The organism is Allobosea sp. UNC402CLCol (assembly GCF_000745475.1).
GTDB lineage: Bacteria > Pseudomonadota > Alphaproteobacteria > Rhizobiales > Beijerinckiaceae > Allobosea > Allobosea spartocytisi.
On the sequence record NZ_JQJJ01000002.1, the window covers coordinates 58,506 to 84,051 of the forward strand.

Below are 25,546 nucleotides of genomic sequence, written 5' to 3' on the forward strand. Positions count from 1 at the left end.
GTCTGGTCTGGCTGTCGCCGCGGCCTTGGGGCATGCTCCTTCAACCGCGGCGTCGCGCATCGGGTCCAGCGATCGCATGTCGCGAAGGCGGGAACGGCGATCGCGGCCGCCCCTGACAATACGGAGGCATCCTCCGTTTTACAAGTTTTCCAGGAAAGTTTCGTGTCGACAGCGATGAAGGACGAGCCCGCCAGCACCGGACGCAAGCCCCGCGCGGACGCCGCTCGCAATCGCGATCGGTTGCTCCAAGCCGCTCGCGAGGTCTTCGGCACCGGGCGAGCCGAAGCTAGCCTGGAGGCGGTTGCGCGACAGGCTGGCGTTGGAATCGGCACGCTCTATCGGCACTTTCCGACCCGCGAGGCCTTGTTCGAAGCGGTTTACCGTCACGAGGTCGATCAGCTCGCCGCGCTGGCCGGGACGCTGGCGAAGGAGGCCGGACCGGTCGAAGCCTTGCGGCAATGGCTGCAGGCACAGGTCCAGCTGGTCGCGACCAAGAAGGGGATGCTCGCGGCCCTGGCGCTGGCGGCGCACGCACCCGCCGACCTCTACACCTATTCTTTCGAGCGGCTGACGGCTGCCATCGGGACCCTCCTGAACCGGGCCGTGGAAGCGGGTGAGTTGCGCTCCGATGTTAGCGCGGAGGAGATTCTGCGCGCGCTGATCGGCATGTGCTACCTGCACGATAAGCCGGGATGGCAGGCCACGGTCGTGCGCCTCGCCAATGTATTCGTCGACGGCCTTTTGGTCCCTGGGGTTCGCCCTGTCGATAGCAGCAAAGCGTAACGAGGGCTGTTCTCAACCTCGACCGCCATTGTCTCGAATTCTTTACAAGGAGCGTATAGGTGGCGCCGACTTTGGTGCTCCGGCCTAGAGTCCGCTATAGGCCGGTAACAAAGCCCGATCCGGAAAGTCCACTTTCGCGTACGGCATGGGCTTGAGCTCGATCATGCACAGCCTGGCAATTGGGCAAGCGCAGGAAAGAGAAGCGCGAGTCGTCTGAGGCACGTCAGACAATGTCTATCCGCTTGACCAGCCTCACGCCCGCGCTGTGGACCACTTGCAAGGGGCATTCCATCCCGACCGCTTTCAGCTTAGAGCGCAGGCGCGCCAGAAGCGCGTCGAAACGCCGGCTTTCGGGGTCGATCCGAGCATGGCCGAACAGGCCCATGATCAGATCCCGCGAAACTGTTTCGTCCGGCCGCGTCGCCAGATGCTCGAGCAGGATCACCTCCCGAATCGAAAGCTTCACCGATCTGGTGTCCGGAGAACGCAGAACTTGCGTTTGCCGATTGAGTCTTCACGCTACGCCCTCAGGCGCCTCGATGGCGGTGACTCGTCTCGCGCCTGCGATTTCGTCTGATCCGCGGCGCATACGTCGGCCGAGATTGAGGACCGCCAACGCGAGCTCCTCGGTGTCGACGGGCAGGCCAGGGCGAGCACCGAAGGTCCCTTTCCGGTCGGTTAGTGAATGTCGCCTGATGGCGTTATTTCGGCATTCGGATTATCCTGTGGGGGCTTGCTACCACAGGCGTTTGACTGCGAATCCGTCGAATAGCGCTTCGTTCGATATCAGCACCATGTCCTCGGATTGAGCCTGGGCAATCAGGAAGCGGTCGAACGGGTCCTTGTGTGCAATGTTCATTTCACCGGCTCGCAGGGCATGGTGGACGGTGATCGCCAGTTCAGCAAAACCCTGATCGGCGATGATCGTCTCGAAGTCCTGCGCGAGCAGGGCGGCGTCAGGGAGCTTGCCTATGCGGAATTTGGTGGCAACCTCCATGGCTGAGGCGGCACTGACGGCAACGCTGTTGCCCTCGTCCTCGATGGCCTCGCGGGCCCGACGGCTCAGCGCCTCGTCACCCGCGAGCCACCAAATCAGAGCATGGGTATCGAGTAGCAGCCTCAAGTGAGATTCCATCCCACGAGTTCGTCCTCTGGCAACGGCTCGTCAAAGCGCGCATCGACGGCAATCTTTCCTTTGAGTGCCCCAAAGCGCCGTTTGCCGCGTGGCGCGACCGGCACCAAGCGTACTACTGGCACGTTACCACGAGCGATGACGACATCCCCGCCCTCCAGGGCGTCTGCGATCAGTTTGGATAGATTGGTCTTCGCATCGTGAACCGAGAACTGGGCCATGAGCATTCTCCTTAGCTAAGGATATAGCTAAGCACTCCACACCGGGCAAGAACCGTGCTGTTTTCGGGCTGAACCACAATCCGCTGCGCACGACTCCCAGCGGAATAATCGCCATCGAGAAGGGCATCGACATCTTCGAAGGATATCTCCGCAAGCAGTCGTCGATCGGATCGCTGTTGCGATCGCCCGCATCTGCGTAAAAGCTGCGCGAGAATCCTAAAGCTCTGCCGAACTCGGCGAAATCGCTCCCATCGGCGCGCGCATCAATTGCGCACATCCTCGCTCCAAAATCCTTCTCGTCGCGGTTGCCACACCGGCTGGCCAGGGACGGCTGGTGGCAGGAGAGCATGGTGCCGAACGCCTGCACCGAAATCCTCGCCTTCCCGGCCCGGCTAGCCGCTGCCGCCGATGGCGTTTCCAGCCGAGATCGACAGCCATGCCTGCCACTGCCCTCGAAAACGACACTCCGCAACCCGACCCGAGTCCACAGGTCGGGCGGTTGACGACCCAGCTGGGCGCTGCCGCCCTGCTTGTCGCGCTTGCGGATGGCCTGTTCTACGGACACCGCCTCGGCATCTCGTTGGCGCTTTTCCTTGCCGTTCTCGCCGGGGCCTCTGCATGCCTCAACAGGGTCCGGGCCCAGCCTGCACGGCGTTGGCGCGCCGCTATCATACTGACAGCCGGCTTGCTCCCGGTCGTCAAGGACTTGAACTGGCTTTCGGTGACGATCGCCCTGCTGGCGACCGCCGTTTGCGCGCGAACACTGATCGAGGCACGGAATCTGCGTTGGCAGGAGCATCTGCGGGCGGCGCTGCGCCTCCCATTTTCGGGAGTCTTTCGCCTATTGGGCGATCTGTCGCGTGTTAGTCGCTACAGAATGCGACGTGGACAACACACGGGAATCCAGGCGGGATTGCTCGGTTGGACCGTGCCGCTTCACGCTGTTCGTCCAGGCAAATCCGCTGCTGGAGAGCTGGCTTAGCCGGATCGACATTGTCGCGATCCAGCAGACCGGCGCGACCTTCTACACAATACGGGTTTCCGTCCTGGCAGAGGAATATGCGCGCCTCGCGCCCCAGCGGGTCACCGCCGGCATGCAGGCCGACGTCTTCGTCCAGACCGAAGACCGCACGCCGTTCGAATACATCGTCCGGAACTCGGACTTGGTAGTGATGGCGCCACGGCCGGACATGAGTCGCTTGCCTGGAAGCGGACATCCCGCTTTGGCCGGCCGAATGGCCATTCCGATCCAGCGTGAGACATTTTGGCCGACGCGTCAGACGGGTAGGGATTGACTCGAAGCGACCCCTTGGAGGCACCGTCGCCGCACCGCTGACGTGCTCCTAGGCTTCGTCGTTCAGCTGTCGCCTAAGCTTCTCGTTACGAGCCGATTCAGCCTCTCAGCGAATGCATTTGCGTCGGTCGGGCGTTCGCCATCCAAGACGCGGGCGGTATCCAAGAGAAGATGGGCGAGGTCGCTCCGCAGCGCCAGATCTTCGGCAGACGCGATGGCTGAGATCATCGCATGACGCGGGTTGACCTCGAGGATCGGCTTGGCCGCGCTGTCGACGCGCCCCGCGGCGCTGAGCAAGCGTTCGAACTGGCGATCCGGCCCCTTGTCTGACGCAACAAGGCAGACCGCGCTCTCGGTCAGCCGGTCGGAGGAGCGGACATCCGCAACCTCGTCGGCCAAGATCTCCTTCATCGAAGCGAGCAGGGCGTTGATTGTCTCACTCGTTTCAGCGGCAGGAGGCGCCGCACCGTCGAGCAGCGGGATGAGACCGAGATCAGCCGTCCCTTGCGTCACCGACTTGAACGGCTTGCCTTCGAAATCCGGCGCTGCCGAAGCCCAGAAGCTGTCGATCGGATCCGACAGCAGCAAAACCTCGATGCCGCGCGCCCGGAAGCCTTCAAGCTGCGGGGAGCTGGCGATCCGGGAGGCATCATCGCCGGCGATGTAATAGATCGCGGTCTGGTTTTCCTTCAGCGCGCCGAGATAGTCCTTGAGGCTGCGCCAACCCTCGCCGGAGGCCGTCGTCCGGAATCTCGCGAGGCCGAGCAGTTGTTCCCGGCGCGCGAAATCCTCGTAGACCCCTTCCTTGATGACGACGCCGAAGTTTTCCCAGATCAGTCGGAACGTATCCGGATCCTGCTCGGCCAGCTTCGCGAGGTCGGAAAGCACCCGGTTGGTGACGCCCTTCTTGATCGCGCCGAGCAGCGGGCTGTCCTGGATCATCTCGCGCGAGACGTTGAGCGGCAGGTCGGCGGTGTCGACGATGCCACGGACGAAGCGCAGGTAGCGCGGAAGGAGCTCGGCCTCGTCCGTGATGAAGACGCGCTTCACGTAGAGCTTGATCCGCCCCTTGCGATCGGCGTCGAAGAGGTCGAATGGACGCGCGCCCGGGATGAAGGCGAGCGCGGTATATTCGTGCAGGCCTTCAGCGCGAAAATGGATCGTGGCGGCCGGCTCGTCATATTGCCCCGCGACGCTGCGATAGAAATCGGCGTATTCGTCCTTGGTGATCTCGCTCTTCGGTTTGGTCCAGAGCGCGGCCCCGTCGGAGAGGGCGACCGCGTCAGCTCCCGGCTCCGTGATCAGCGAAATCGGCACCGGCACATGACCGGACTGCTCCTTGACGATGCGCTCCAGGGTCCAGCGCTCGGCATAGGACTTGGCGTCCTCCAGCAGATGAAGCGTCACGCGCGTCCCACGTGCGGGAGCCTCTTCCAGGGGCGATGGCGCCACCGAGAACTCGCCCTTGCCGTCCGAGGACCAGGTCCAGGCTTCCGCGCTACCGGCGCGACGGCTGACGACTTCGACCTTCGTCGCGACCATGAAGGCGGAATAGAAACCGACGCCGAACTGGCCGATGAGCTGCGCGCCGTCCTTGCCGTCGGCGGTTGCGACCCGCTCCATGAAGCTGCGCGTGCCGGAGCGGGCGATCGTGCCGAGCGCCTCGATCATCTCGTCATGGCTCATGCCGATGCCGTTATCGGCAATGGTCAGCTTGCCGGCTTCCGGGTCGGCCGAGATGGTGATCGCAAGCTTCGGTTCTTCGCCCAGGAGATCGGGCTTGCCGATCGCCTCGTAGCGCAGCTTCTCGCAAGCATCGGCTGCGTTCGAGATCAGCTCGCGCAGGAACACGTCACGGTCGGAATAGACCGAATGCACCATCATGTGCAGCAGGCGGGAGACGTCGGCTTCGAAACTGCGATGCTCGGCTGTGGCGGTCGTTGTCATTCGGAATTCTCGAAGAGTAGGGCAGGAGAAATCAATGGGCTCGTTGGATCCGGCCCGAAGATGGGGCGATCTCCGCCGACGGCAGGTTCACGCAGCAGAGCTCGGTCGTTGGATGTCATCCGGTTCCGACGTGCGTTTGTTGGAAAGCGTCCTGATCAAGGCGAGTATGGCATTCAGGCGCGCGGTCGAGAACTCGCCCGCGCCAGGCAATTGAGCTTCGACATGAGCGGCAACCGTCTGCCAGGTTGCTGATCCATCCCTTGTCATCACGGTCAAGAGATTATCTTTCAGCCCGTATGTTGCGCTCTCTGCGTTCGTAATGAGGGCTTTGAAACGGTCGGAGGGAGAGATTTCCTTTGGCGCCTGCGGACCATCGATCATGTCGGCTGCCTCGTATCGATGAGACGTATGCACTGCGTTTTCTGTGATGTCGGTGCTAGGCCTTTTCGTGAAACCGATCGATCGCACGCTGTGCGAGATCGTTCTCGTCGAACGCCAGAGGAACCAGCGACGCAACGATATAGGCGAGATTCTTCCGCTCCCGCTCGCCGGACTCCGGCGGAAGTGAAGGTTTTAGATCTGACCAAGCCTTTTCGAGAGCAGCCTGGGCGCGAGCCAAATCAATGGGATCGGTCAAGGATGAAAACGGCATGGCCTCCTCCGTCGGCTTAATGTTGAGGGCGCCCGAGGGCGCCGCGAAAGCCGCGGCGCCCTCCCTGTATCAGTAGTCCATGCCACCGGCGGGCATCGCCGGTGCCGGGTCCTTCTTCGGCGCCTCGGCGATCATCGCCTCGGTGGTGATCAGCAGGCCTGCGACCGACGCCGCATCCTGGATCGCCGTGCGCACGACCTTGGTCGGGTCGATGATGCCGGCCTTGACCAGATCGCCATACTCGCCGGTCTGGGCGTTGTAGCCCCAGGCATAGTCCTGCGACTCCAGCAGCTTGCCGACCACGACCGCGCCATCGCCGCCGGCATTCTCGACGATCTGGCGGGCAGGCGCGGTGATCGCCTTGCGGACGATCTCGACGCCGGTCTTCTGGTCGTCATTGCCGGGCACAAGCCCTTCGAGCGCCTTGACCGCGCGCAGCAGGGCGACGCCGCCGCCCGGCAGGATGCCTTCCTCGACCGCGGCGCGGGTGGCGTTCAGGGCATCGTCGACGCGGTCCTTCTTCTCCTTGACCTCGACCTCGGTCGCGCCGCCGACGCGGATGACCGCGACGCCGCCGGCGAGCTTGGCCAGGCGCTCCTGGAGCTTCTCGCGGTCGTAATCCGAAGTCGTATCCTCGATCTGGGCCTTGATCTGGGCGACTCGGGCGTCGATCTCCGCCTTCTTGCCGGCGCCGTCGACGATGGTGGTGTTCTCCTTCTCGATCCGGACCTTCTTGGCGCGGCCGAGCATGTCGAGCGTGACGGTTTCCAGCTTGATGCCAAGATCCTCGCTGATCGCGGTGCCGCCGGTGAGGATGGCGATATCCTCGAGCATGGCTTTGCGGCGATCGCCGAAGCCCGGCGCCTTGACGGCCGCGATCTTGAGGCCGCCGCGGAGCTTGTTGACGACGAGCGTGGCGAGAGCCTCGCCCTCGACATCCTCTGCCACGATCAGCAGCGGCTTTCCGGTCTGCACGACCGCTTCCAACAGCGGCAGCATCGCCTGGAGACCCGAGAGCTTTTTCTCGTGGATCAGGATGTAGGGGTCTTCCAGCTCCGCGACCATCTTCTCGGTGTTGGTCACGAAATAGGGCGAGAGATAGCCGCGGTCGAACTGCATGCCCTCGACGACGTCGAGCTCGGTTTCGGCGGTCTTGGCTTCCTCGACGGTGATGACGCCCTCGTTGCCGACCTTCTTCATCGCCTCGGCGATCATCTCGCCGATCGTGCGGTCGCCATTGGCGGAGATGGTGCCGACCTGCGCGACCTCCTCCGAGCCGGTGATTGTCTTGGAATGCTCGCCGAGCGACTTCGTCACCGCCTCGACGGCGAGATCGATGCCGCGCTTCAGGTCCATCGGGTTGATGCCGGCGGCGACCGCCTTGGCGCCTTCGCGGACGATCGCCTGGGCCAGCACGGTCGCGGTCGTGGTGCCGTCGCCAGCCGCATCGTTCTGCTTCGACGCCACTTCGCGGACCATCTGAGCGCCCATGTTCTCGAACTTGTCGGAAAGCTCGATCTCCTTGGCGACGGTGACACCGTCCTTGGTGATGCGGGGCGCACCGAACGACTTCTCGATCACGACATTGCGGCCCTTGGGGCCCAGCGTGACCTTCACGGCATTCGCCAGCGTGTCGACGCCGCGCAGCATCCGCTCGCGCGCGTCCTGCGAAAACTTCACGTCCTTCGCAGCCATGATTCCTCACTCCTTCAGACTTGAGGTTTCAGGTTGATGATGTGGATGAGGCCCCGTCAGGCGGCCTTCTTGAGGGCGGCAGCCGTCTCGACGACGCCCATGATGTCGGCCTCCTTCATGATCAGGAGATCCTGGCCATCGATCTTGACCTCGGTACCGCTCCATTTGCCGAAGAGCACGCGGTCGCCGACCTTGACGTCGGGCGGCACGAGCTTGCCGGTCTCGTCGCGCGCGCCGGCGCCGACGGCAACGACCTCGCCCTCCTGCGGCTTCTCCTTGGCGGTGTCGGGGATGATGATCCCGCCCTTGGTCTTCTCCTCGGCGTCGATGCGCTTCACGACGACGCGGTCATGCAGTGGCCGAAACTTCATGAGTTCCTCCAATTTCCATGTCGGTCACATGTCAAAGCGGGCCGGCCCTGTGCGGGTCTCGCGGCGAGGTTCCGCGCAGCCCTAAGGCGCCGTGCCCGCGCGATGATTTGGGTTGCCAAATTTTTGCCTTCAAGAGGCCGGCAGCACTTTTTTTGACCGAGTGCTAACAGTCTGAAAAGGCGCCACAAACGCAACTTTTCGGCTTGCCAAGGCGTTGGAAATTCGCTGCCATCGGCGCAGTGAAACCAGGGAGCTGAAAGGAATGGCTTCGACCGACTTCGCCCGCCAGATCGCCGGCTACGGATTGACCACCGCCGGAATCCTCTACCGCCTGCCCGACCACCCTTCGATCCTGCAGGAATACATCTGGCAGGATTACGATCTCGCCCCGCGCTTCCCCGAGCTCAACAAGTTCCTCGCCTTCTGGCAGGCCAAGCTCGACGGCAAGCTGTTCCGCATCACCGTGGCTCACAAGGATCTGATCGGCCCCGCCGACCTCAGTACGGTCAGCGGCGAATTCCGGCTCCAGTAAATCGCAATCGACGTCCGGTTACCCAACGCGGCAGTGATCACCCCATGGTCCCGCCTGCTCGGCGCGAAATGAGGCTGTGCCGGCCGGACGGACGAGTCAGCCCGCCGCGTCGTCTCCGAACGGCTCCAGCAGGGCGACGAACTCGGCGACACGGCCTGAAGGTAGCGGGCGGCCTGCGTTGATCAGAGCGTCGTCCGCATTGATCCAGGCCCAGGTCTCCGCAAGCTCCTCCAGGGCAGTCCCCATCTCGGCGATCAGCATCGGATCGACCGGGCCGAGAATGGCTGCGATTTCGTCCGGACTCATGCGATTCTCCATTGCCGGGTGTTTCGGATCGTACGTCGTGGGGCCCGTTTCCTTCCGGAACTTCCTAGGAGCCGGCGGCGGCGACTCTGTGCCGCCGGCCCGCCCGCCGACGATCGCATCAGTCATGGAGGCCTACATGTTCCTGGCCGACTGAGGAAAAACGATGCCGCAGGGGCGCATCTTTCAAACGGCTGAGCACTTCCGCTTACTGGTCGCGAAAATGCCATCACAAAGGAACTCGCGAAGAGATCATCGGTTAAATCTGCTGTGCTGTCGCCGACAGTTCGGATGGATGCTGGATGGCTGCCATGACTGACAAAACCGGCGAGATTTTTCGTTTATTTATTGACGATTACAGTAGTTATTCACAAGAGGAGATGAGTATCCAGGAATATCTGCTGGGCTGCCGCGAAGACAAATCGATGTACGCCTCTGCTGCGGAGCGGATGATCGACGCGATTGGGACGCCAAAATTATTCGATACGAGCCAGGACGAACGCCTGGGTCGCATCTTCGCCAACAGGACGATAAAGATTTATCCTGCCTTCGCCGATTTCTTTGGCATGGAGGATACGATCGAGCGTATCGCCGGCTACTTCCGCTATGCCTCGCAAGGGTTGGAGGAGCGCAAGCAGATTCTCTATCTCCTCGGCCCGGTCGGCGGCGGCAAGTCATCGCTCGCCGAACGGCTGAAGAAGCTGATGGAGGAGCGTCCCTTCTATACGCTCAAGGTCGGCGGACAAATCAGCCCCGTCTTCGAATCGCCGCTCGGCCTGTTCCGGCCGGACCGCATGGGCGATCTCTTCGAGGACAAGTACGGGATCGCGCGCCGACGCCTGACCGGGTTGATCTCTCCCTGGACTGCGAAGCGACTCGATGAAGTCTCCGGCGACATCTCCCAGTTCAGCGTCGTCAAGCTGATGCCCTCGCGCCTGCGCCAGGTCGGCATCGCCAAGACGGAGCCGGGCGACGAGAACAACCAGGACGTCTCGACGCTCGTCGGCAAGGTCGATATCCGCCAGCTTGAGAATTTCAGCCAGTCGGACCCGGACGCCTATTCCTATAGCGGCGGCCTGAACCGGACGACGCAGGGGCTGCTTGAATTCGTCGAGATGTTCAAGGCGCCGATCAAGGTGCTGCACCCGCTTCTGACCGCGACCCAGGAGGGCAGCTATAACGGCACCGAGAATTTCGGGGGCTTCCCCTATCAAGGCATTGTGCTCGCCCATTCCAACGAGTCGGAATGGCTGCAGTTCAAGAACAACCGCAACAACGAGGCCTTCCTCGACCGCATCCTGGTGGTCAAGGTGCCGTATTGCCTGCGCGTCACCGAAGAACGGCAGATCTACGAGAAGCTGCTGCGCGAAAGCGAGCTGGCCGACAGTCCCTGCGCACCCGAGGTGCTCGACATCCTCAGCCGCTTCTCGGTCTCGACGCGGCTCGCCGAGCACGAGAATTCGCCGCTCTATACCAAGATGCGCGTCTATGACGGCGAGAACCTCAAGGAGCTCGATCCCAAGTCCAAGGCCATCCAGGAATATCGCGACGCCGCCGGCATCGACGAGGGCATGACCGGCGTCAGTACGCGCTTTGCTTTCAAGATCCTGTCGCAGACCTTCAATTACGACACCGAGGAACTGGCCGCCGACCCGGTTCACCTGATGTACATCCTGGAAGGTGCGATCAAGCGCGAACAGTTCCCCAAGGAGACGGAAGCGGCCTATCTCGACTTCATCAAGTCGGAGCTGGCAACGCGCTATGCCGAATTCATCGGCCACGAGATCCAGAAGGCCTATCTGGAATCCTATGGCGAATACGGCCAGAACCTGTTCGACCGCTACATCGCCTATGCCGATGCCTGGGTCGAGGACCAGGACTACAAGGACCCGGATACTGGCCAGATCCTGAACCGGCAGATCCTGGACAACGAATTGTCCCAGATCGAGAAGCCGGCCGGCATCGCCAATCCCAAGGATTTCCGCAACGAGGTCGTGAAGTTCACATTGCGCGCCCGGGCCAGAAACAACGGTCGCAACCCGTCCTGGACCAGCTACGAGAAGCTGCGCGAGGTGATCGAGAAGCGGATGTTCGGGCAGGTCGAGGACCTCCTGCCGATCATCAGCTTCGGCTCGAAGCAGGACAGCGTGACGGAGAAGCGGCACCAGGGCTTCGTGCAACGCATGGTCGAGCGTGGCTATACCGAGCGCCAGGTCCGGCGGCTCGTCGACTGGTATATGCGGGTCAACAAGGCGGGCTGACTGTCGGCCGGGAGCGCGCCATGCCGATCTTCATCGATCGTCGCCTGAACCCGAAGGACAAGAGCCTGGGCAATCGCCAGCGTTTTCTGCGCCGCGTGCGCACGGAGCTGAAGCGCAGCGTCCAAGACAATATTCGGACCGGCAAGATCGCCGATGTCGATCGCGAGCAGGCCATCTCCATGCCAGCTAATGGAACCGACGAGCCGCGCTTCCGCGAGGCGAAGGATAGCGGCCGCCGTCAGCATGTCCTGCCCGGGAACCAGCGCTTCTCTCCGGGGGACCAGTTGCCGAAGCCGGGGCAGGGCGGAGGCGGCATGGGATCGTCCCCGGGATCTCAGGTTGCCGAGGACGATTTCCGCTTCGTGCTGTCGCGCGAGGAGGTGCTCGACCTGTTCTTCGAGGATCTCGAGCTGCCCGACATGGTCAAGCTCAACCTCAGGGAAATCCTGACCTACAAGCCGCGGCGGGCAGGCTATTCGGTGAGCGGGGCGCCGACCAATATCAGCATCGCCCGCACCATGCGCAACAGCCATGGCCGACGCATTGCGCTGCGGCGTCCCAAGCGCGAGGACGTCGAGGCGATTCTGCGCGAGCTCGCCAGGCTCGAAGCTGAGGAGGGGGTGGATCCCGGCGAACGCTATCGGCGCAGCAGCGCTCTGCGCGCGGAGCTCGTCCGGCTGGAGCGGCGGCGGCGGGTCATCGCCTTCGTCGATCCGGTCGATATCCGCTTCAACCGCTTCGACCCGCAGCCCCAACCGAATGCGAATGCAGTGATGTTCTGCCTGATGGACGTCTCGGGCTCGATGGGCGAACGCGAGAAGGACCTCGCCAAGCGCTTCTTCGTCCTGCTGCATCTGTTCCTGAAGCGGCGCTACGAGCGCACGGACATCGTCTTCATCCGCCACACGCACACGGCGCAGGAGGTGGACGAGGAGACGTTCTTCTACAGCACGCAGAGCGGTGGCACCGTCGTTTCCACGGCGCTGGAGGAGATGCAGAGCATCATCGCCAAGCGCTACCCTAGCCGCGAATGGAACATCTACGCCGCACAGGCCTCGGACGGCGACAATCTCGCCACGGATTCCGAACGCTGCCTCAGCCTAATGGACGGCGAGATCATGCGGCTCTGCCAGTATTTCGCCTATGTCGAGATCATCGACGAGCGCGAGAGTGAGATCTTCGGCTCGACCAATAATGGCACATCGCTCTGGCGCGCCTATCATGCCGTCAAGGACCGGTGGCGAAATTTCGACATGAGTCGCATCGCCAAGGCGTCCGACATCTACCCGGTCTTTCGGCAGCTCTTCACCAAGCAGCCTTCTGTGCAGCGAGACTGAGGGGAGAGAGCCGATGCTCAAGCACGCGCCCAGACGCGGTCTGCTGTTCTCCGGGTCGGACTGGAATTTCCAGACATTGTCCCACGCCTACGACGCCATCGACATCGTGGCGAAGGAGGAGCTCGGGCTCGATACCTACCCGGTCCAGATGGAAGTCATATCCTCGGAGCAGATGCTGGACGCCTATTCGTCGATCGGCATGCCGCTGATGTACCGGCACTGGTCGTTCGGGAAGCACTTCCTCTATCAGGAGCTGGTCTATCGCAAGGGCGGACGCGGGCTCGCCTATGAGCTCGTGATCAATTCGAACCCCTGCATCGTCTACCTGATGGAAGAGAACACCATGGCCCTGCAGGCCCTGGTGACGGCGCATGCCGCCTTCGGGCACAACCATTTCTTCAAGAACAACTACCTGTTCCGCCAATGGACCGATGCCGGCGCGATCTTGGGCTATCTGGATTTCGCTAAGAGCTACATCCAGCGCTGCGAGGAGCGGCACGGCGTCGCGGCGGTCGAAGCCATCCTCGATGCCGCCCATGCGCTGATGGAACAGGGCGTCTTTCGCTATCGCCGCCCGCCGCGGCTGTCCTCGGAGAAGCAGCGCGAAGGGCTGCGCGAGCGGCTGGATTACGAGGAGCGCTCCTATAACGACCTCTGGCGCACGATTCCGCGCCAGGCGGCGGCCGGTAAGGCTGGCGACACACAGGACGTGGCTGCCGAGCGGAAGAAGGCGCTGAACCTGCCCGAGGAGAACCTGCTCTATTTCCTCGAGAAGAACAGCCTGATCCTCGAACCCTGGCAGCGTGAGATCCTGCGGATCGTCCGGGTGGTCGCGCAATATTTCTACCCGCAACGCCAGACGCAGGTGATGAACGAAGGTTGCGCGACCTTCGTCCACTACACCCTCATGAACGCGTTGTTCGACCAGGGACGGATCGGCGAGGGCGCCATGCTGGAAATCCTGCGCAATCATGCCAACGTAGTCCTGCAGCCCGGTTTCGATGACCCCCGTTTCTCGGGCATCAATCCCTATGCGCTCGGCTTCGATATGATGCGGGACGTCCAGCGCATTGCGACCGCGCCAACGGCAGAGGACCGCGACTGGTTTCCCGAGATCGCCGGCACTGGCGACTGGCGCGCCATCATGCTCGAGGCTTGGGCCAATCACCGCGACGAGTCCTTCATCCGCCAGTATCTGAGCCCGGCCCTGATCCGGAAATGGCGGCTGTTTGTGCTGTCGGACGTGGCGAGCGAACGCGTCTACAACGTCGCCTCGATCCACAACGAACGCGGCTATGAACAGATTCGGTCCACTCTGGCCGAGCGATATGATATCGGCGCAAGGCATCCGGATATTCAGGTCGTGGACGTTGACCTCCTCGGCCAGAGGCACTTGCGCCTCCAGCACAAGATCAATCGCGGCATCCTGCTAGAAAGCGACAGCTGCGATGCGGTGTTGAGCTATGTCCAGGCGCTGTGGGGCTATGAGGTCAGCCTGCAAGGCGTCGATGCGCAGACCGGGGCCACGGTCTATGAACGATCCGGCCGCGAATTCGTCAGCTCGTCGTAGTCCGTGTCCACCATCAGCGGAACCACGTCGCCAGAAGCGATCATTTAGAGGTCCATCGTCGTCCTCGCGATGGTCATGGTCTCCGACAGAATATTGCTACCGCGCTGGGCCGCGACGTGGCCGCCATAACGCGCCGCCTCATATCCACGATGGCAAGGTCATGGACAAGGCCGCGAGAGAGTAGACCAAGCGGCGGGAGCGCCACCTTCGGGCTCCGCAACCAACCGCCGCCGTCGAAATCAAACCGGGGTGGGAAGCGAGTGGTCTAGCCCGCGCGATTGCACTCCGATGCCGTTCTCAAAAGGAGTAGCCGACCCGCACACCGTAGTTCGTCAGACCTTGATTGGCATGGCAGAGATTGGCGTTCGAAATGTGCTCCACGGTCGCCATGATCGACCAGTTCTCGTTAAAGCGGTAGCCAATCGAGCCGGTGCCTCGGATCAAGGGCGAGCAGCCCAGGCTCAAGCGATCTGGCACGCGGAAGCGCCCGGTTTCACCGTTGTGGAAGCCGGCACCGACGCTGCCCTCGATGAACACTTTCGCTGTAATGTCATAAGTCCAGGTGAAGCCAGCGTAGAACTCGCTGGTAGCGCCTGCGGTGTTCACCGTGGCGCCCAGATGCAGCCGCGGGATGAGGAACGCCAAAAGCGGATCGGCTGGCATCAGCGGTTTGGAGAACAGAATCTCGCCATTTATATCGACCGAACCGTCCTCGCGGGTCCCTAGCGCGTGGGCAAGCACACCGCCGCGGATCTCAGAGATCAGCGAGTGCGTCACCGCAGGTGGAGCGTAGGCTAGTGGGTTTGCAAGGTCGGCGGCGTCCGCTTCCAAAGCGATGCCGGTAGAGCAACATAGGCATAGAGCGAGGCAGGTCAGCAGACGGCTCATAGGAAGCGTTCCCAGCGAATCCCCAGCTAAGGTTATCTGAGGAACTTCGGTTGGAAATCGTCGTCCATGATCAACTGCGCAAAATCTCAGGCATGTTGCTTGGCTACCGCACCTCATCGGCCGATGTGAGATCGGGCACTCGCCAGTCCGCGCGATCACTCCTTCGGTTTAAGCAGCGCCGCAGCCACATGGGCATCACAGGCAGCAAGGGCGGCCTCGACGATCGGCCGGACAAACGCTCGCAGGTCGCGGCACCATTCCTCGCTGGATTGCTCCCAGGTGTATTGCCGCTTCTCGCGGCAGGTTTCGTGGAACGCCTTCGCGGCCGCCTCGACGGCAACGTCGGTCCTGGTCTCAGGCATCGAACTGAACCCTAAAGTTCGCCGAGCAAGTGCGCGAATTCACGGGGCGGCGCGGGGGTGAACGTCGTCTTCGACGGTTCGCGGGCGGCGACCTTCGACGACTCGCTCGCATCGCTCCGGCCGCTCGGGACCCTGGCCTATTTCGGGCCGGTGCTCGGGGCCCCACCTCCGATCAATATCTCCGTCGCCCCCGTGACAGGGGCCTCTTCGGGCATGGGCAAGGACATCGCCCTCCGTCTCATCCAAGAAGGATATCTGGTCTACGGCGGCGCCCGGCGAGTCGATCGAATGGCGGATATCGAGGCCGCCGGCGGCACGGCCATCGCGCTCGACGTTACCGACGATGGTTCGGCGGCGACGGCGATCGATCGGATCCTACGCGAGCGTTCCCGGATCGATGTTCTGATCAACGCCGCGGGATATGGCCAGTATGGCGCGCTCGAGGATGTGTCGATGGCCGACGGGCGCCGCCAGCTGGAGACGAACCTAATAGGGCCAGCGCGCCTCGTGCAGCTTTGCCTTCCGCATATGCGCGCCCGAGCGTCCGGAAAGATCGTCAACATCTCTTCGATCGGGGGAAAGTTCGCCCTGCCGCTGGGGGCTGGTACCATGCCTCGAAATTCGCCTTGGAAGGCTATTCGGACGCGCTCCGCAACGAGGTTCGGCAATTCGGCATCGACGTCGTCGTGATCGAGCCGGGCGGGATTGCTTCCGAATGGGAGGGGATCGCGGGAGAGGAAGCGGAGCGACACTCGGGCCGGAGCGCCTATTCGGGCATGGTCGCGAAGTTTCGCAAGATGCAGGGCCGGAAGGCGCCGCCATCGAGTATCGTTTCGGATTTGATCATGCGCTCGCTCAAGGCAAAGCGCCCGGCCGCCCGATACAGAGGTGGGTTAATGGCGCGCCCGCTGCTCTTTCTGCGACGCCATTTGTCCGATCGCATGTTCGACCAGCTGATCCTGTCCGCTTTCCGCTAGGGGCTGCCAGGAGATCATCTCGGCATGCCTGACCTTTCGCTCGATCTTCGCAATCTCAAATATGCGATGCTTATCGCCGAGCAGGGCAGCTTCCGTTGAGCGGCCGACGCGATTGCGCTTCTCGCGCGTGGTTTTGTGAAAAGCCTTCGCGGCGGCCTCGATCGCAATCCCGGTTCGTTCGTCAGGCACATTATGCTTCGCCCGCTTATTCCGGGACGACCCAGCCCCGCGCCTTGCCTAAGCTGACGAGTTCCTCAACCAGCCGCTTCATCTTGTCGGCTCCCTCATGCCTATCGGCAAGTGAATGAATCATCTGAAGGCGCCGCGCTTCCCGGAGCATCTTTGCCCAGGCTTCCTGTTCGTCAGGCAGCTTTTGCGCCCTGGTCTCAATCAACGCCATCACTGGCCTGAAGAGAGCGGGCCTGCCCAGGCGTCAGAGTCATCGACGGATGCTCAGGCACGGCGACGAAGCCGTCAAACTGGATGCCAAGCCGCACGATGGCCTGATAGGCCGACACCGGCTGTGCTGCGCATTGCTGCGTCGTCAACGTCTCATCGTTTGAAGGGCCGGCTGCAGCCGAACCCGAGACAGCCGCCACAAGAGCTGCAATTGCTACGAGCTGCTTCATAGTGCCTCCGCAGCCGATTGAGTACGCACCTGTGAGAACGGGTTGCAGACGCTTCCGTTCCCAATGTGAGTGCGAAATGAAGCTCCCCGACACAGAAAGCCCGGCCGGTCGCACAATCGAACTCGTCGCGATCTCGTCAAGCATGGCTGGCTGTCCAAGGCCGAGGCGAGGGTGATCGAAGACCTGGCGGGGCATCCCGGAAGGGCTGAGGCGTCGGCACGCCTTCATCAAGTCGTATGCTCGGGTTGTTGATCCCCGGCGAGATCTCGGGGAGTGCGGATTGAGGCTATCCAAGTAAGGCTTCCGCAAACGGCTTCTAATACATCTTGTCCTACGAAACGACGGGCCGCCCGTACGGAGCAGGAGCAAGCTCGTGGATGCCGATAAGAAAGACGTCGCTTTGGATGACGAAGCCCTCGACGCCGTGACAGGCGCAGCCCTGACCGATGCCATGAAGCGTATCGGTGAGTCTCTAAAGACCGATCTCGACAAAGGAGCCGGCATCGGTGGAATGGGCATCTCAGCCGTCATTGGCGCCGGGATCGGGGCCTAAGTCGGCCTTATCAAGGGCATCAAGAACGAGATATTCCGAAGCCAAGGCGCCGCCGTAACAGCAGGCCGGCGACCCCTACGCCGCCGGCCCACGCATATTGCCGATTAGTCGATGATCTGAACAACTCGACGCGTGCTCGGCTCAACCAAGACCGGGCGGTCATTAATCACCGTGTAGCGATAGCCGCTCACGCCGTACTCGGCTGGAACCTCGCGATACACGACGCCTTCCTGAGGCAGAACGGTGCCGACCGTAAGCGGCTCCGAATAGGTGAACGAGGTCGGGCGCTGAGTGATCACATACGCCTTGAAGCGCGGTGCCAGTTCACTGCGCATCGAGGGCGGTTCCGGGAGGCCATTCGGCTGCCCCTGACCCTGAGCCATAGCGGTGGCGGGCAGCAGGACGATCCCTGCGGCGAACAGAACATTCCTGATCATCTGGATTTCCTACGTCGACGGTTAAGCCGAAGGTCGACCCTGCTATCCCTGCGGCGGAAGAACCAGATGGGTGGCGCAATGTTCCGTGCCGCCCGCGGGATGGCGGACAATCGGAAAGGGTCGCGGGCTCGTTGTCGAGCGGAAATTTTTTGTTCCTCTGCAGAATTCAATTGAAATCAATCGGAAATCAAACGTGGCTGCCAACGGGGCGGGAAGCGCGAAGACTCCGGAAGAAAGAAGGGATCGCAGTCTCGCGCCACTCGCGAGCAGAAGGCGACCCTTTCCGACCTCGCCAAGGTCCATACAGAAATCGCCCTGAAGGCTCTTGTCGCGGTCGCGACGAAGAGCGACAGCGATTCCGCCCGCGTCGCTGCGGCGAAAGCCATCCTCGACCGTGGATACGGCAAGCCAACGCAAGCGCACCAGCACTCCGGTGCCATCGGCTCATATGACCTCACTCGTATCAGCGACGGCGATCTCGCCAGCTTGAAGCCACCCTCAGTCCGCTTGCCGACGCTAGCCGAGATCAGGGCGGAGAGGCGTAGCGAGAGCAGGAGCGGGACCGGGAGAGGGAGAGGCTGGCACGAGACGTCGAGACCATTCGCACTGGCTGCGCGACGCTTGTGCGGCCTGGCGGATCTCCATCACACCATCTGGGCTTCCAGCCCTGCGTCGCCAAAATCGAGATGGCTTGAGGAACAGGTTGGCCTCGGCTGCATTGGGTAGGCATGCCGAGCTACTTCTTTCATACCCGCGACGGAGACAAGCTAGACATCGACGACGAGGGCACTGATCTGCCCGATGACCAGAGCGCGCGAAATGCCGCCAAGGAACTCCTCGCTGAACTGAACCGCGAAAAGTTACCCAATGGCGACCACATGTTGCTTTCGGTTACCGTGCAGAATGCTCAGGGTGCAAAAGTCTACGTGGCCAATTTGCGCCTGGACAGTCTTCCTGGAGATGATTCGTCCGTATCCAAGCCCAAGAGAACAAGTTGAAGGACGGGGCTCTGCCGGCAGTCATATTCGAAGCCAGCACCTTCTTGTGGAAATCCAAGACGTGGTCAATCAGCGGCGATGCACAAGAACGAGCTGGATGCAATGTCATTTGCTGTTGCTCTAGAAGCTTCGATTGGTGAAGAGAGAGGTATCTTCACCTGGTCCTCTGCATGCCTATCTCGCAGGCGTTTTTCCAACGCTCGAACGCCCTACTCCTGGCCATCGGCATCGCGGTGCTGCTCGCCATCGTCGCGACGTCCCTGTGGCTGACGACGGCTAGCGAACGCTATTTTGGCGAAGTGACCGCGGCTCGCGCGGTGCGGAGTTCATCCGCCGACCTGCTTTCACTGGTGCAGGACGCCGAGACGGGGCAGCGCGGCTACCTACTGACGCGCGACGAAAGCTATCTCGCTCCCTACAACGCCGCCGTCTCCCGGCTTGCGGAACAGCGCGCCCGGCTTGAACGGGCCGCGGCGAGGTTGCGCGAGATCGGTCCTATCCTGCAGCAGATCAACAGCGAGCTCGAACAGAAGATGGCGGAGCTCGCCGCAACGGTCGAAGCGACGCGCAAGGGCGATATCGAGACGGCAATGAGCCTGGTCCGCAGTGGAACCGGCAAGCGCTTAATGGATGAATTGCGTTCCGATCTGAGCGCGATATTGGCCATCTCCGAAACCGAGCTCAGGGCGGCGATCGATGCCCAGGTCACGGCCTCATCGCGACTGCGCTGGACGACCATCATCGGCGCCATTTTGATCCTGGCTATGGCTGGAGCGGCGAGCTGGACGATCATCAGCTATACGCGCGAACTCGTCACGGCCCGGCGCCAGGTCGAAACGCTCAATCTCGGCCTCGAAGAGCGTGTGCGCGAGCGTACCGACGCGCTCGTCAAGGCCAACGAGGAGGTCCAGCGCTTCGCCTATATCGTGACGCATGATCTGCGGGCGCCGCTGGTGAACATCATGGGCTTCACCAGCGAGCTCGAAGCGATGTTCAAGCCGATCGACGCCTTTGTCGTCGCCGGACATGCAGCCTCCCCGGAGCAGAAGGCGGCCGCCGAAGAGGCTCTGCGGGTCGATGTCGCGGAGGCGATCGGCTTCATCCGTTCGTCGACGCGCAAGATGGACGGGCTCATCAACGCGATCCTCAAGATTTCCCGCGAGGGCCGGCGTGAATTGCGCGCCGAAAGCATCGATCTCACCGGGCTCATCGAGACTGCGGCAGCGGCGGTCCACCATCAAGCCAGCGCGGAGGAAGGCGGCGGGATCGAGATCGACGCGCAGGTTCCCCGCATCACGAGCGATCGCCTGTCGCTCGACCAGGTCATGGGCAACCTCCTCGACAATGCCATCAAATACCGGGCGCCCGATCGTCCGATCCGGATCGCCGTTCGCACGCGCAGGGAGCGTCGCGGCTGGGTGAAGATCGAGATCGAGGACAATGGTCGCGGCATCGCAGCGGCGGATCACGAGCGCATCTTCGAACTGTTCCGGCGCTCGGGCGCCCAGAATACGGCTGGCGAAGGCATTGGTCTCGCCCATGTCCGCACGATGGTGCGCAATCTCGGCGGCGACATCGCCGTGCGCTCAGAACTTGGAAAGGGCACGACCTTTACCGTGACCCTGCCCCCCGACCTCACGGCCTACAAACGGAGTGCCGAAGCGTGACCAATGGAAAGCCCGTCTCGATCATCATGATCGAGGACGATGAAGGCCATGCCCGCCTGATCGAGAAGAACATCCGCCGCGCCGGCGTCAGCAACGAGATCATCCCCTTCGCCAACGGCACGGATGCGCTGAATTACCTGTTCGGTGCCGACGGCTCCGGCGCCATCAGCGCCGGCCGCCAGCTCCTCATTCTGCTCGACCTCAACCTGCCCGACATGGGCGGTGTCGACATCCTCGAGAAGGTAAAGGCGAACACGCATACCAAGCGTTCGCCGGTCGTCGTGCTGACCACGACAGATGACAGCCGCGAGATCCAGCGCTGCTATGATCTCGGCGCCAATGTCTACATCACCAAGCCCGTGGACTACGACGGCTTCGCCAATGCGATCCGCCAGCTCGGGCTGTTCTTCTCCGTCATCCAGGTTCCGGAAACGCCATGACCAACTCGCGTGGCAGCCGCTGATGCCGAACCGGCCGATCAACGTCCTCTACATCGACGACGACGCCACACTGGGGCGGCTCGTGCAGCGCATGCTCGCGCGCCACAACTATATCGTCGAGCATGTCGAGAGCGCGGAAGCAGGCCTCGCGCGCGTGGCCGCGGGCGGGATCGACGTCATCATCCTCGACCACGATCTTGGGACGGCTTCGGGGCTGGATGTCCTTGCAGCGCTTGCCAGGGATGCGGCTTCTCCCGCCGTCATCTATGTGACCGCTTCCTCGGAACTGTCGATCGCCGTAACGGCGCTGAAGGCCGGCGCCTTGGACTATGTCGTCAAGACAGTAGGCGAGGATTTCGAGGTGCTGCTGCGGGCGGCGCTGGAGCATGCCGTGGTGAAGACGCGGTTGACCCGAGCGCGCGAACAAGCGGAGCAGGAAGTGCGAGCGGCTCGAGACCGGGCCGTGACATTGCTCGCCGAGGTCAATCACCGCGTTGCCAACAGCCTGTCGCTGGTCGGTTCGCTCGTCCGGATGCAGGCGAACTCGGTCGAGGACCCCGGCGCCAAGGCGGCGCTTGCCGAAACTCAGGCACGGATTGCCGCGATCGGCAATCTCCATCGTAGCCTCTATACCTCCGACGATGTGCGTGTGGTGGATCTCGCAGGCTATCTCCGTTCCCTGTTGGAAGAGTTTTCCCAGTCACTTGCTGGCTCCGGCCAAATGCCGACCATCCACTTCGAAGCCGTGCCTGTGTTGGCGAAAACCGACAAGGCCATCTCGATCGGTCTGATCGCGACGGAACTGGTCACGAATGCGCTGAAATACGCCTATCCTAACGGTGCCGGCGACGTGCGTGTCAGCCTCTCCCGCAACGGCGACAAGGTCACTCTCAAGGTCGTCGACGACGGTATCGGCTGGACCGGGACCGGCACAGTCAAGGGAACCGGCCTCGGCAGCAAGATCGTCCGCGCGATGGCCAGGAGCCTCGCCAGCGAGCTGCGCTACGAAGATACGGGCGGACGCGGCACCCACGCCGTCATGGACCTGTCGCTGATAGGTCTGGCGCCGTCCAGCTCCGAGGCGGCCTGAGCCGCGTCGGAGGCTTGAACGCTATTGGCAACCCAACAACTTGCGAATCTTGTCCGCAAGCGAGGCCGGACTGTTGGGCTTGCGCAACGTCACTGCCTCGGCAACGCCGAGATCGCGAGATCGTTGTAATCGATGGCTCGACCGCCTCGGTCACTCCACGAGCGTCGAGTGACGGAGGCCTTTTTGCTTGGTGGCCGTCTGAATCCGGATGCTGGCCTACATCCGCTGTTGGCGCGTCCCGGACATCTCTTAGTTGCGGCTGACTACGTCGTCCCTTCCACCACCTCGTCGGTCCAGACCTTGAAGCTGGTCAGCGTGTTCGGCCCGAATGTGGTGGCGATGGCAACATCGGCCGCATCCCGGCCGCGCGCGATCAGTACGCGACCAATACGCGGCACGTTGTTGCGCGGATCGAACATCTGCCAGCCGCCTTCGAGATAGGCTTCGAAGGACGCCGCGAAATCGCCCGGTGGATAGGGCGGCGGCGTGCCGACATCGCCGAGATAACAGGTGCAGTAGCGTGCCGGGATATTCATCGCCCGGCAGAAGGCAATGGCGAGATGAGCGTAGTCGCGGCAGACGCCGCGGCCTTCACCATAGGCGTCGGTCGCCATGCGGGTTACGCTGGCATCGTTGTAGTTGAAGGCGATGCGCTGGTTGACGAAATCGCAAATTGCCTGAACGCGTGGTGCGCCAGGCCGGGCATGACCGAAGAGCTGCCAGGCGAGATCGAGCAGGCGGTCACTGTCGCAGAACCGACTCGCCAGCAGGAAGACGAGGCTTTCCTCGGGCAACTGTTCAACTGGGACTTGGCCGGCATTGAGGTCGTGGCTTTCGGGCAGGCCGCTATCGGAGATGATCGCGTCGGCGGTGATCCGCATCGGCCCCTGCGGTGCCAGCAGCCGAGTGCACCAGTTGCCGAAGCTGTCCCGGTAGGCGCTGACGGGCACCGAAGGCTGGATGCGGATATGGTCCGGTTGAGCAAGGTCCGATACCCGACTGAAATGCACGTTCAGCATCAGGATGACGGGTGTCGGTTGCGGAAAATCGTAGTCGAGTTCGTAGCCGATCCTGAGTTTCACGCGATGCCTTCTGCGCGATCACTGTGCGCGAACATTGGCTGGCCCGTTGACTAGGCAGGCCATCATGCATTTTCCCGGCCACGGCGATATAGGCTGCGTTTGATCTCATCGGCAGGGGCTCGCCATGTCCGCTTTCGGGCGGCCGCGCAATGCCCCGTTCCAACGCCTAGCTGATATCCGGAATACCCGCTCTTGGGTTGTCTAAGTGGTGGCTTAGGGCTGAGGCTGGAGCTAGCCTCCTTCTGAACATTGGGAAGGGCCAGGTTATTGATTGTCCACCTTTGGAGCCGAATTCTGATTTCGTTGCATAAAGGACCACCAAGGAATTTGACGCCGAGATCGGTCTAGGGATTGCTGGCCTACCGGTTGATCGCTGACGCCGCGATGCGCAGGGATGCTGCCGTAGCGCGAAGGAGCCAAGCCCGGCCACCTCAGATAAGCAGGGCTGTGCGGTCGAACCCACCCATTTAGGAATCATCGGATGCTCCGATAGCCATGCAGCTTATTCAGCGGTTCGCCAGCATCATCCTGCCGAGCGCGGCTGCGACCAGGACCCGTTCGGACGGCGGGAGCATAGCGACAAGGCGACGCTCAGTCTCGGCATGGTCGCGCATCGCAGGCTCGACCAGCAGGCGGCCCTTCTCAGTGAGTTCAACAATCACCCCGCGCCCATCAACCTCATCGGCCATCCTAAGGACATGGCCCGCCTTTTCCAGGCGCCGCAGCAGGTTCGACAATCCGCCTGAGCTCAGGATCAGTGTGTCGAGCAGGGCCTTGGGCGACATGCGATAGGGCGCGCCCTGCACACGCAGCGTCGCAAGCACCGCGAAGCTCGGATATTTAAGCTTGTGTCGCGCGAGGGTACGGTTGATCGCCGTCTGAAACACCTCGTTGAGATGAAGCAACCGGCCGACGATCGCCTTGCCCGAACAATCGACATCCGGAAACTCTCGGCGCCAGCGCTGCATGCCGGCGCCGACACGGTCATTCTGCCAGAGCGCATCGGGCGTTTCGAATGTCAGGCTTCGCGCGGCCTCGTTGCGCATTCAAATTCTCCAGAACAGCCCTTTTTCGACCACGCCGCAGCGCGCGACGCAAGCGTGGGCCCACGCTGCTGTCATGCCAAGATATCTTTGACTTATCTTTCTTGAAAGATAAATTCGGCCATGCCATGCTCCTCTTCGGCCGATGGGAGGGGAACCCCTTCGACCATATCGAAGCCGCGCCAACAGCGGTGCACGGCGCTCCAGGCCGACAGACGGGGAACCAGCAACCATGCGTCAGATGTTTCGCCATGCGACCGCTATCGCCGCGCTCGGCGCCGCGCTCGCCTCGGATGCCAAGGCCGAAGAGCTTGTTGTCGGCGCCTTCGGCGGCTCCTTCGCCGATAACGTCAAGGCCTGCCACGTCGCGGCCTTCGAGAAGGCGACGGGCGCGACCGTCTCGCTGAAGCTCGGCAACTCATCCCAGTTCGCGGCGGCGCTGCGCGCCATGGCCGGCAAGCCGGACATGGACATCGTCTATATCGACAACTCGCTGGCAGCCCAGACGGCCAACGAGAAGCTCAACGACAAGATCGACCGCGCGAAGCTGAAGAACGCCCCCGACGTGATCCCGACCGCCTGGGGCAAGGACGATGCTTACGTCGTCGCGATGGTGAGCGCGACCACGCTGGTCTACAACCCCAAGCTGGTCAAGGCGCCGCCGACCTCCTGGCTCGACCTCGCCGACCCCGCCTATGCCGGCAAATACGCCATCGGCGACATCAGCGGCACGTCTGGCCTGCAGTTCCTGCTGGCGTTGAACAAGCTCAAGGGCGGCACGCTCGACAATATCGATCCCGGCATCGAGGCGATCAAACCGATCGCGAAGGGCTCGGCCGTGCTTTACACCCAGGCCGACCAGCTCCTCTCCCTGTTCGAGCGCGGCGAGATCGCGATTGCGCCCTGGTATCCGGATCGCGCCGGCGTCGCCATGGACAAAGGCCTCTCGCTCGCCGTCGCCTATCCGAAGGAAGGCGCGGTCGGCATCCTGCCGGCGGTCGTCCTACCCAAGGGCTCGGCCAAGACCGAACTCGCCTACAAATTCCTCGATCAGGTGCTGTCGGCAGAGGGCCAGGGCTGCTTCTCCGAGCGGGCCTATATCGGCGCGGTCAACACCAAGGTGAAGCTCTCCGACAAGCTCAAGAGCATCGTCCCCAATGGCGAGAGCCTGGAGAAGGCTTGGTTCATCGACCCGGACGTGATCGCGAAGAACAGCGCGACCTGGACACGCCGCTGGCAGCGCGAAGTCGCGCGCTGAGCCGCACTGCGGCACCGGGAGAGG

The 25,546-nt window shown here is 62.4% G+C and carries 29 protein-coding genes; 13 read left to right on the forward strand and 16 right to left on the reverse strand.

Going from position 1 to position 25,546, the window contains the following annotated elements; genetic code table 11:
- The first annotated feature begins 174 nt into the window (after positions 1-174).
- Positions 175-783, forward strand: coding sequence for a TetR/AcrR family transcriptional regulator (locus GY40_RS00860; protein ID WP_038357888.1), 609 nt, complete (start codon positions 175-177; stop codon positions 781-783).
- Between the two features lie 223 nt (positions 784-1,006).
- Here the strand turns inward: GY40_RS00860 and GY40_RS00865 are convergent, their stop codons facing one another.
- The 3 genes from GY40_RS00865 to GY40_RS26875 all read right to left on the reverse strand — a co-directional run bounded on the left by GY40_RS00865 (position 1,007) and on the right by GY40_RS26875 (position 2,136).
- Positions 1,007-1,249, reverse strand: coding sequence for a helix-turn-helix domain-containing protein (locus GY40_RS00865; protein WP_038357889.1), 243 nt, complete (start codon positions 1,247-1,249; stop codon positions 1,007-1,009).
- 270 nt (positions 1,250-1,519) lie between these two features.
- Positions 1,520-1,906, reverse strand: a complete 387-nt coding sequence (locus GY40_RS00870) for a type II toxin-antitoxin system VapC family toxin (protein ID WP_038357976.1) — start codon at positions 1,904-1,906, stop codon at positions 1,520-1,522.
- The gene (locus GY40_RS26875) at positions 1,903-2,136 is read right to left on the reverse strand and encodes a type II toxin-antitoxin system Phd/YefM family antitoxin (protein WP_081925045.1); all 234 of its coding nucleotides are present in this window, start codon (positions 2,134-2,136) and stop codon (positions 1,903-1,905) included. The genes GY40_RS00870 and GY40_RS26875 overlap by 4 nt, the downstream gene beginning before the upstream one ends.
- Positions 2,137-3,020: 884 nt before the next feature.
- Between GY40_RS26875 and GY40_RS00875 the strand changes: the two genes are divergently transcribed.
- Positions 3,021-3,431 carry a hypothetical protein gene (locus GY40_RS00875; protein ID WP_156115828.1) on the forward strand — a complete coding sequence of 137 codons (411 nt, stop codon included), beginning with the start codon at positions 3,021-3,023 and terminating at the stop codon, positions 3,429-3,431.
- Positions 3,432-3,493: 62 nt separating this feature from the next.
- Here GY40_RS00875 and htpG read toward each other — a convergent pair whose 3' ends face one another.
- The 5 genes from htpG to groES form a co-directional block, all read right to left on the reverse strand.
- On the reverse strand, positions 3,494-5,377 hold the full coding sequence (gene htpG / locus GY40_RS00880; protein WP_038357892.1) for a molecular chaperone HtpG: 1,884 nt from the start codon (positions 5,375-5,377) through the stop codon (positions 3,494-3,496).
- 87 nt (positions 5,378-5,464) lie between these two features.
- On the reverse strand, positions 5,465-5,758 hold the full coding sequence (locus GY40_RS27385) for a hypothetical protein (protein WP_156115829.1): 294 nt from the start codon (positions 5,756-5,758) through the stop codon (positions 5,465-5,467).
- A gap of 55 nt (positions 5,759-5,813) precedes the next feature.
- Complete coding sequence (locus GY40_RS27390) at positions 5,814-6,029, reverse strand: hypothetical protein (RefSeq protein WP_156115830.1); 216 nt, start codon at positions 6,027-6,029, stop codon at positions 5,814-5,816.
- A gap of 69 nt (positions 6,030-6,098) precedes the next feature.
- Positions 6,099-7,724 carry a chaperonin GroEL gene (groL, locus tag GY40_RS00885; RefSeq protein ID WP_038357894.1) on the reverse strand — a complete coding sequence of 542 codons (1,626 nt, stop codon included), beginning with the start codon at positions 7,722-7,724 and terminating at the stop codon, positions 6,099-6,101.
- Between the two features lie 56 nt (positions 7,725-7,780).
- Positions 7,781-8,095, reverse strand: coding sequence for a co-chaperone GroES (groES, locus tag GY40_RS00890; RefSeq protein ID WP_038357896.1), 315 nt, complete (start codon positions 8,093-8,095; stop codon positions 7,781-7,783).
- Between the two features lie 262 nt (positions 8,096-8,357).
- On the opposite strand from groES, the gene GY40_RS00895 reads away from it, so the two are divergent.
- On the forward strand, positions 8,358-8,627 hold the full coding sequence (locus GY40_RS00895; RefSeq protein WP_038357897.1) for an usg protein: 270 nt from the start codon (positions 8,358-8,360) through the stop codon (positions 8,625-8,627).
- Positions 8,628-8,723: 96 nt separating this feature from the next.
- Here the strand turns inward: GY40_RS00895 and GY40_RS00900 are convergent, their stop codons facing one another.
- Positions 8,724-8,933 (reverse strand): hypothetical protein, encoded by a 210-nt coding sequence (locus GY40_RS00900; protein ID WP_038357977.1) that lies wholly within the window; start codon positions 8,931-8,933, stop codon positions 8,724-8,726.
- A gap of 308 nt (positions 8,934-9,241) precedes the next feature.
- Between GY40_RS00900 and GY40_RS00905 the strand changes: the two genes are divergently transcribed.
- From GY40_RS00905 to GY40_RS00915, 3 genes are read left to right on the forward strand one after another with little or no spacing between them, the layout of a single operon-like run.
- Positions 9,242-11,191 (forward strand): PrkA family serine protein kinase, encoded by a 1,950-nt coding sequence (locus GY40_RS00905; RefSeq protein WP_038357899.1) that lies wholly within the window; start codon positions 9,242-9,244, stop codon positions 11,189-11,191.
- A 20-nt stretch (positions 11,192-11,211) separates the two neighbouring features.
- The gene (locus GY40_RS00910) at positions 11,212-12,528 is read left to right on the forward strand and encodes a YeaH/YhbH family protein (RefSeq protein WP_038357901.1); all 1,317 of its coding nucleotides are present in this window, start codon (positions 11,212-11,214) and stop codon (positions 12,526-12,528) included.
- A gap of 13 nt (positions 12,529-12,541) precedes the next feature.
- A complete protein-coding gene (locus tag GY40_RS00915) occupies positions 12,542-14,098 on the forward strand; it encodes a SpoVR family protein (protein WP_038357903.1) in 1,557 nt (518 codons plus the stop codon).
- Between the two features lie 297 nt (positions 14,099-14,395).
- On the opposite strand, the gene GY40_RS00920 is transcribed toward GY40_RS00915, so the two are convergent.
- Positions 14,396-14,986: an acyloxyacyl hydrolase gene (locus GY40_RS00920; protein ID WP_038357905.1), complete on the reverse strand. Its 591-nt coding sequence runs from the start codon at positions 14,984-14,986 to the stop codon at positions 14,396-14,398.
- Between the two features lie 155 nt (positions 14,987-15,141).
- The gene (locus tag GY40_RS00925) at positions 15,142-15,348 is read right to left on the reverse strand and encodes a hypothetical protein (protein WP_038357907.1); all 207 of its coding nucleotides are present in this window, start codon (positions 15,346-15,348) and stop codon (positions 15,142-15,144) included.
- A gap of 57 nt (positions 15,349-15,405) precedes the next feature.
- Between GY40_RS00925 and GY40_RS28540 the strand changes: the two genes are divergently transcribed.
- Positions 15,406-16,038: an SDR family NAD(P)-dependent oxidoreductase gene (locus GY40_RS28540; protein ID WP_349236395.1), complete on the forward strand. Its 633-nt coding sequence runs from the start codon at positions 15,406-15,408 to the stop codon at positions 16,036-16,038.
- A 203-nt stretch (positions 16,039-16,241) separates the two neighbouring features.
- Here GY40_RS28540 and GY40_RS27865 read toward each other — a convergent pair whose 3' ends face one another.
- Complete coding sequence (locus GY40_RS27865; RefSeq protein WP_197062682.1) at positions 16,242-16,514, reverse strand: hypothetical protein; 273 nt, start codon at positions 16,512-16,514, stop codon at positions 16,242-16,244.
- 197 nt (positions 16,515-16,711) lie between these two features.
- Complete coding sequence (locus GY40_RS27395; RefSeq protein ID WP_156115831.1) at positions 16,712-16,954, reverse strand: hypothetical protein; 243 nt, start codon at positions 16,952-16,954, stop codon at positions 16,712-16,714.
- 373 nt (positions 16,955-17,327) lie between these two features.
- Here GY40_RS27395 and GY40_RS00940 point away from each other — a divergent pair, with 373 nt between their 5' ends.
- Positions 17,328-17,507, forward strand: coding sequence for a hypothetical protein (locus GY40_RS00940; protein WP_038357911.1), 180 nt, complete (start codon positions 17,328-17,330; stop codon positions 17,505-17,507).
- Between the two features lie 104 nt (positions 17,508-17,611).
- Here the strand turns inward: GY40_RS00940 and GY40_RS00945 are convergent, their stop codons facing one another.
- Positions 17,612-17,944: a DUF1236 domain-containing protein gene (locus GY40_RS00945; RefSeq protein ID WP_051987395.1), complete on the reverse strand. Its 333-nt coding sequence runs from the start codon at positions 17,942-17,944 to the stop codon at positions 17,612-17,614.
- Positions 17,945-18,672: 728 nt separating this feature from the next.
- Here GY40_RS00945 and GY40_RS00950 point away from each other — a divergent pair.
- The 4 genes from GY40_RS00950 to GY40_RS00965 all read left to right on the forward strand — a co-directional run bounded on the left by GY40_RS00950 (position 18,673) and on the right by GY40_RS00965 (position 22,139).
- The gene (locus GY40_RS00950) at positions 18,673-18,942 is read left to right on the forward strand and encodes a DUF6894 family protein (protein ID WP_051987396.1); all 270 of its coding nucleotides are present in this window, start codon (positions 18,673-18,675) and stop codon (positions 18,940-18,942) included.
- A 170-nt stretch (positions 18,943-19,112) separates the two neighbouring features.
- Entirely contained in the window at positions 19,113-20,609 is a 1,497-nt protein-coding gene (locus GY40_RS00955; protein WP_038357913.1) for a sensor histidine kinase, read from the forward strand.
- A 26-nt stretch (positions 20,610-20,635) separates the two neighbouring features.
- Positions 20,636-21,049 carry a response regulator gene (locus GY40_RS00960; protein WP_038357980.1) on the forward strand — a complete coding sequence of 138 codons (414 nt, stop codon included), beginning with the start codon at positions 20,636-20,638 and terminating at the stop codon, positions 21,047-21,049.
- A gap of 22 nt (positions 21,050-21,071) precedes the next feature.
- A complete protein-coding gene (locus GY40_RS00965) occupies positions 21,072-22,139 on the forward strand; it encodes a sensor histidine kinase (RefSeq protein ID WP_038357915.1) in 1,068 nt (355 codons plus the stop codon).
- Between the two features lie 263 nt (positions 22,140-22,402).
- Here GY40_RS00965 and GY40_RS00970 read toward each other — a convergent pair whose 3' ends face one another.
- Positions 22,403-23,221, reverse strand: a complete 819-nt coding sequence (locus tag GY40_RS00970; RefSeq protein WP_038357917.1) for a transglutaminase-like domain-containing protein — start codon at positions 23,219-23,221, stop codon at positions 22,403-22,405.
- A gap of 506 nt (positions 23,222-23,727) precedes the next feature.
- Positions 23,728-24,267, reverse strand: a complete 540-nt coding sequence (locus tag GY40_RS00975) for a MarR family winged helix-turn-helix transcriptional regulator (protein WP_051987397.1) — start codon at positions 24,265-24,267, stop codon at positions 23,728-23,730.
- Positions 24,268-24,496: 229 nt separating this feature from the next.
- Between GY40_RS00975 and GY40_RS00980 the strand changes: the two genes are divergently transcribed.
- The gene (locus GY40_RS00980; RefSeq protein ID WP_038357919.1) at positions 24,497-25,522 is read left to right on the forward strand and encodes an ABC transporter substrate-binding protein; all 1,026 of its coding nucleotides are present in this window, start codon (positions 24,497-24,499) and stop codon (positions 25,520-25,522) included.
- The last annotated feature ends 24 nt before the right edge of the window (positions 25,523-25,546 follow it).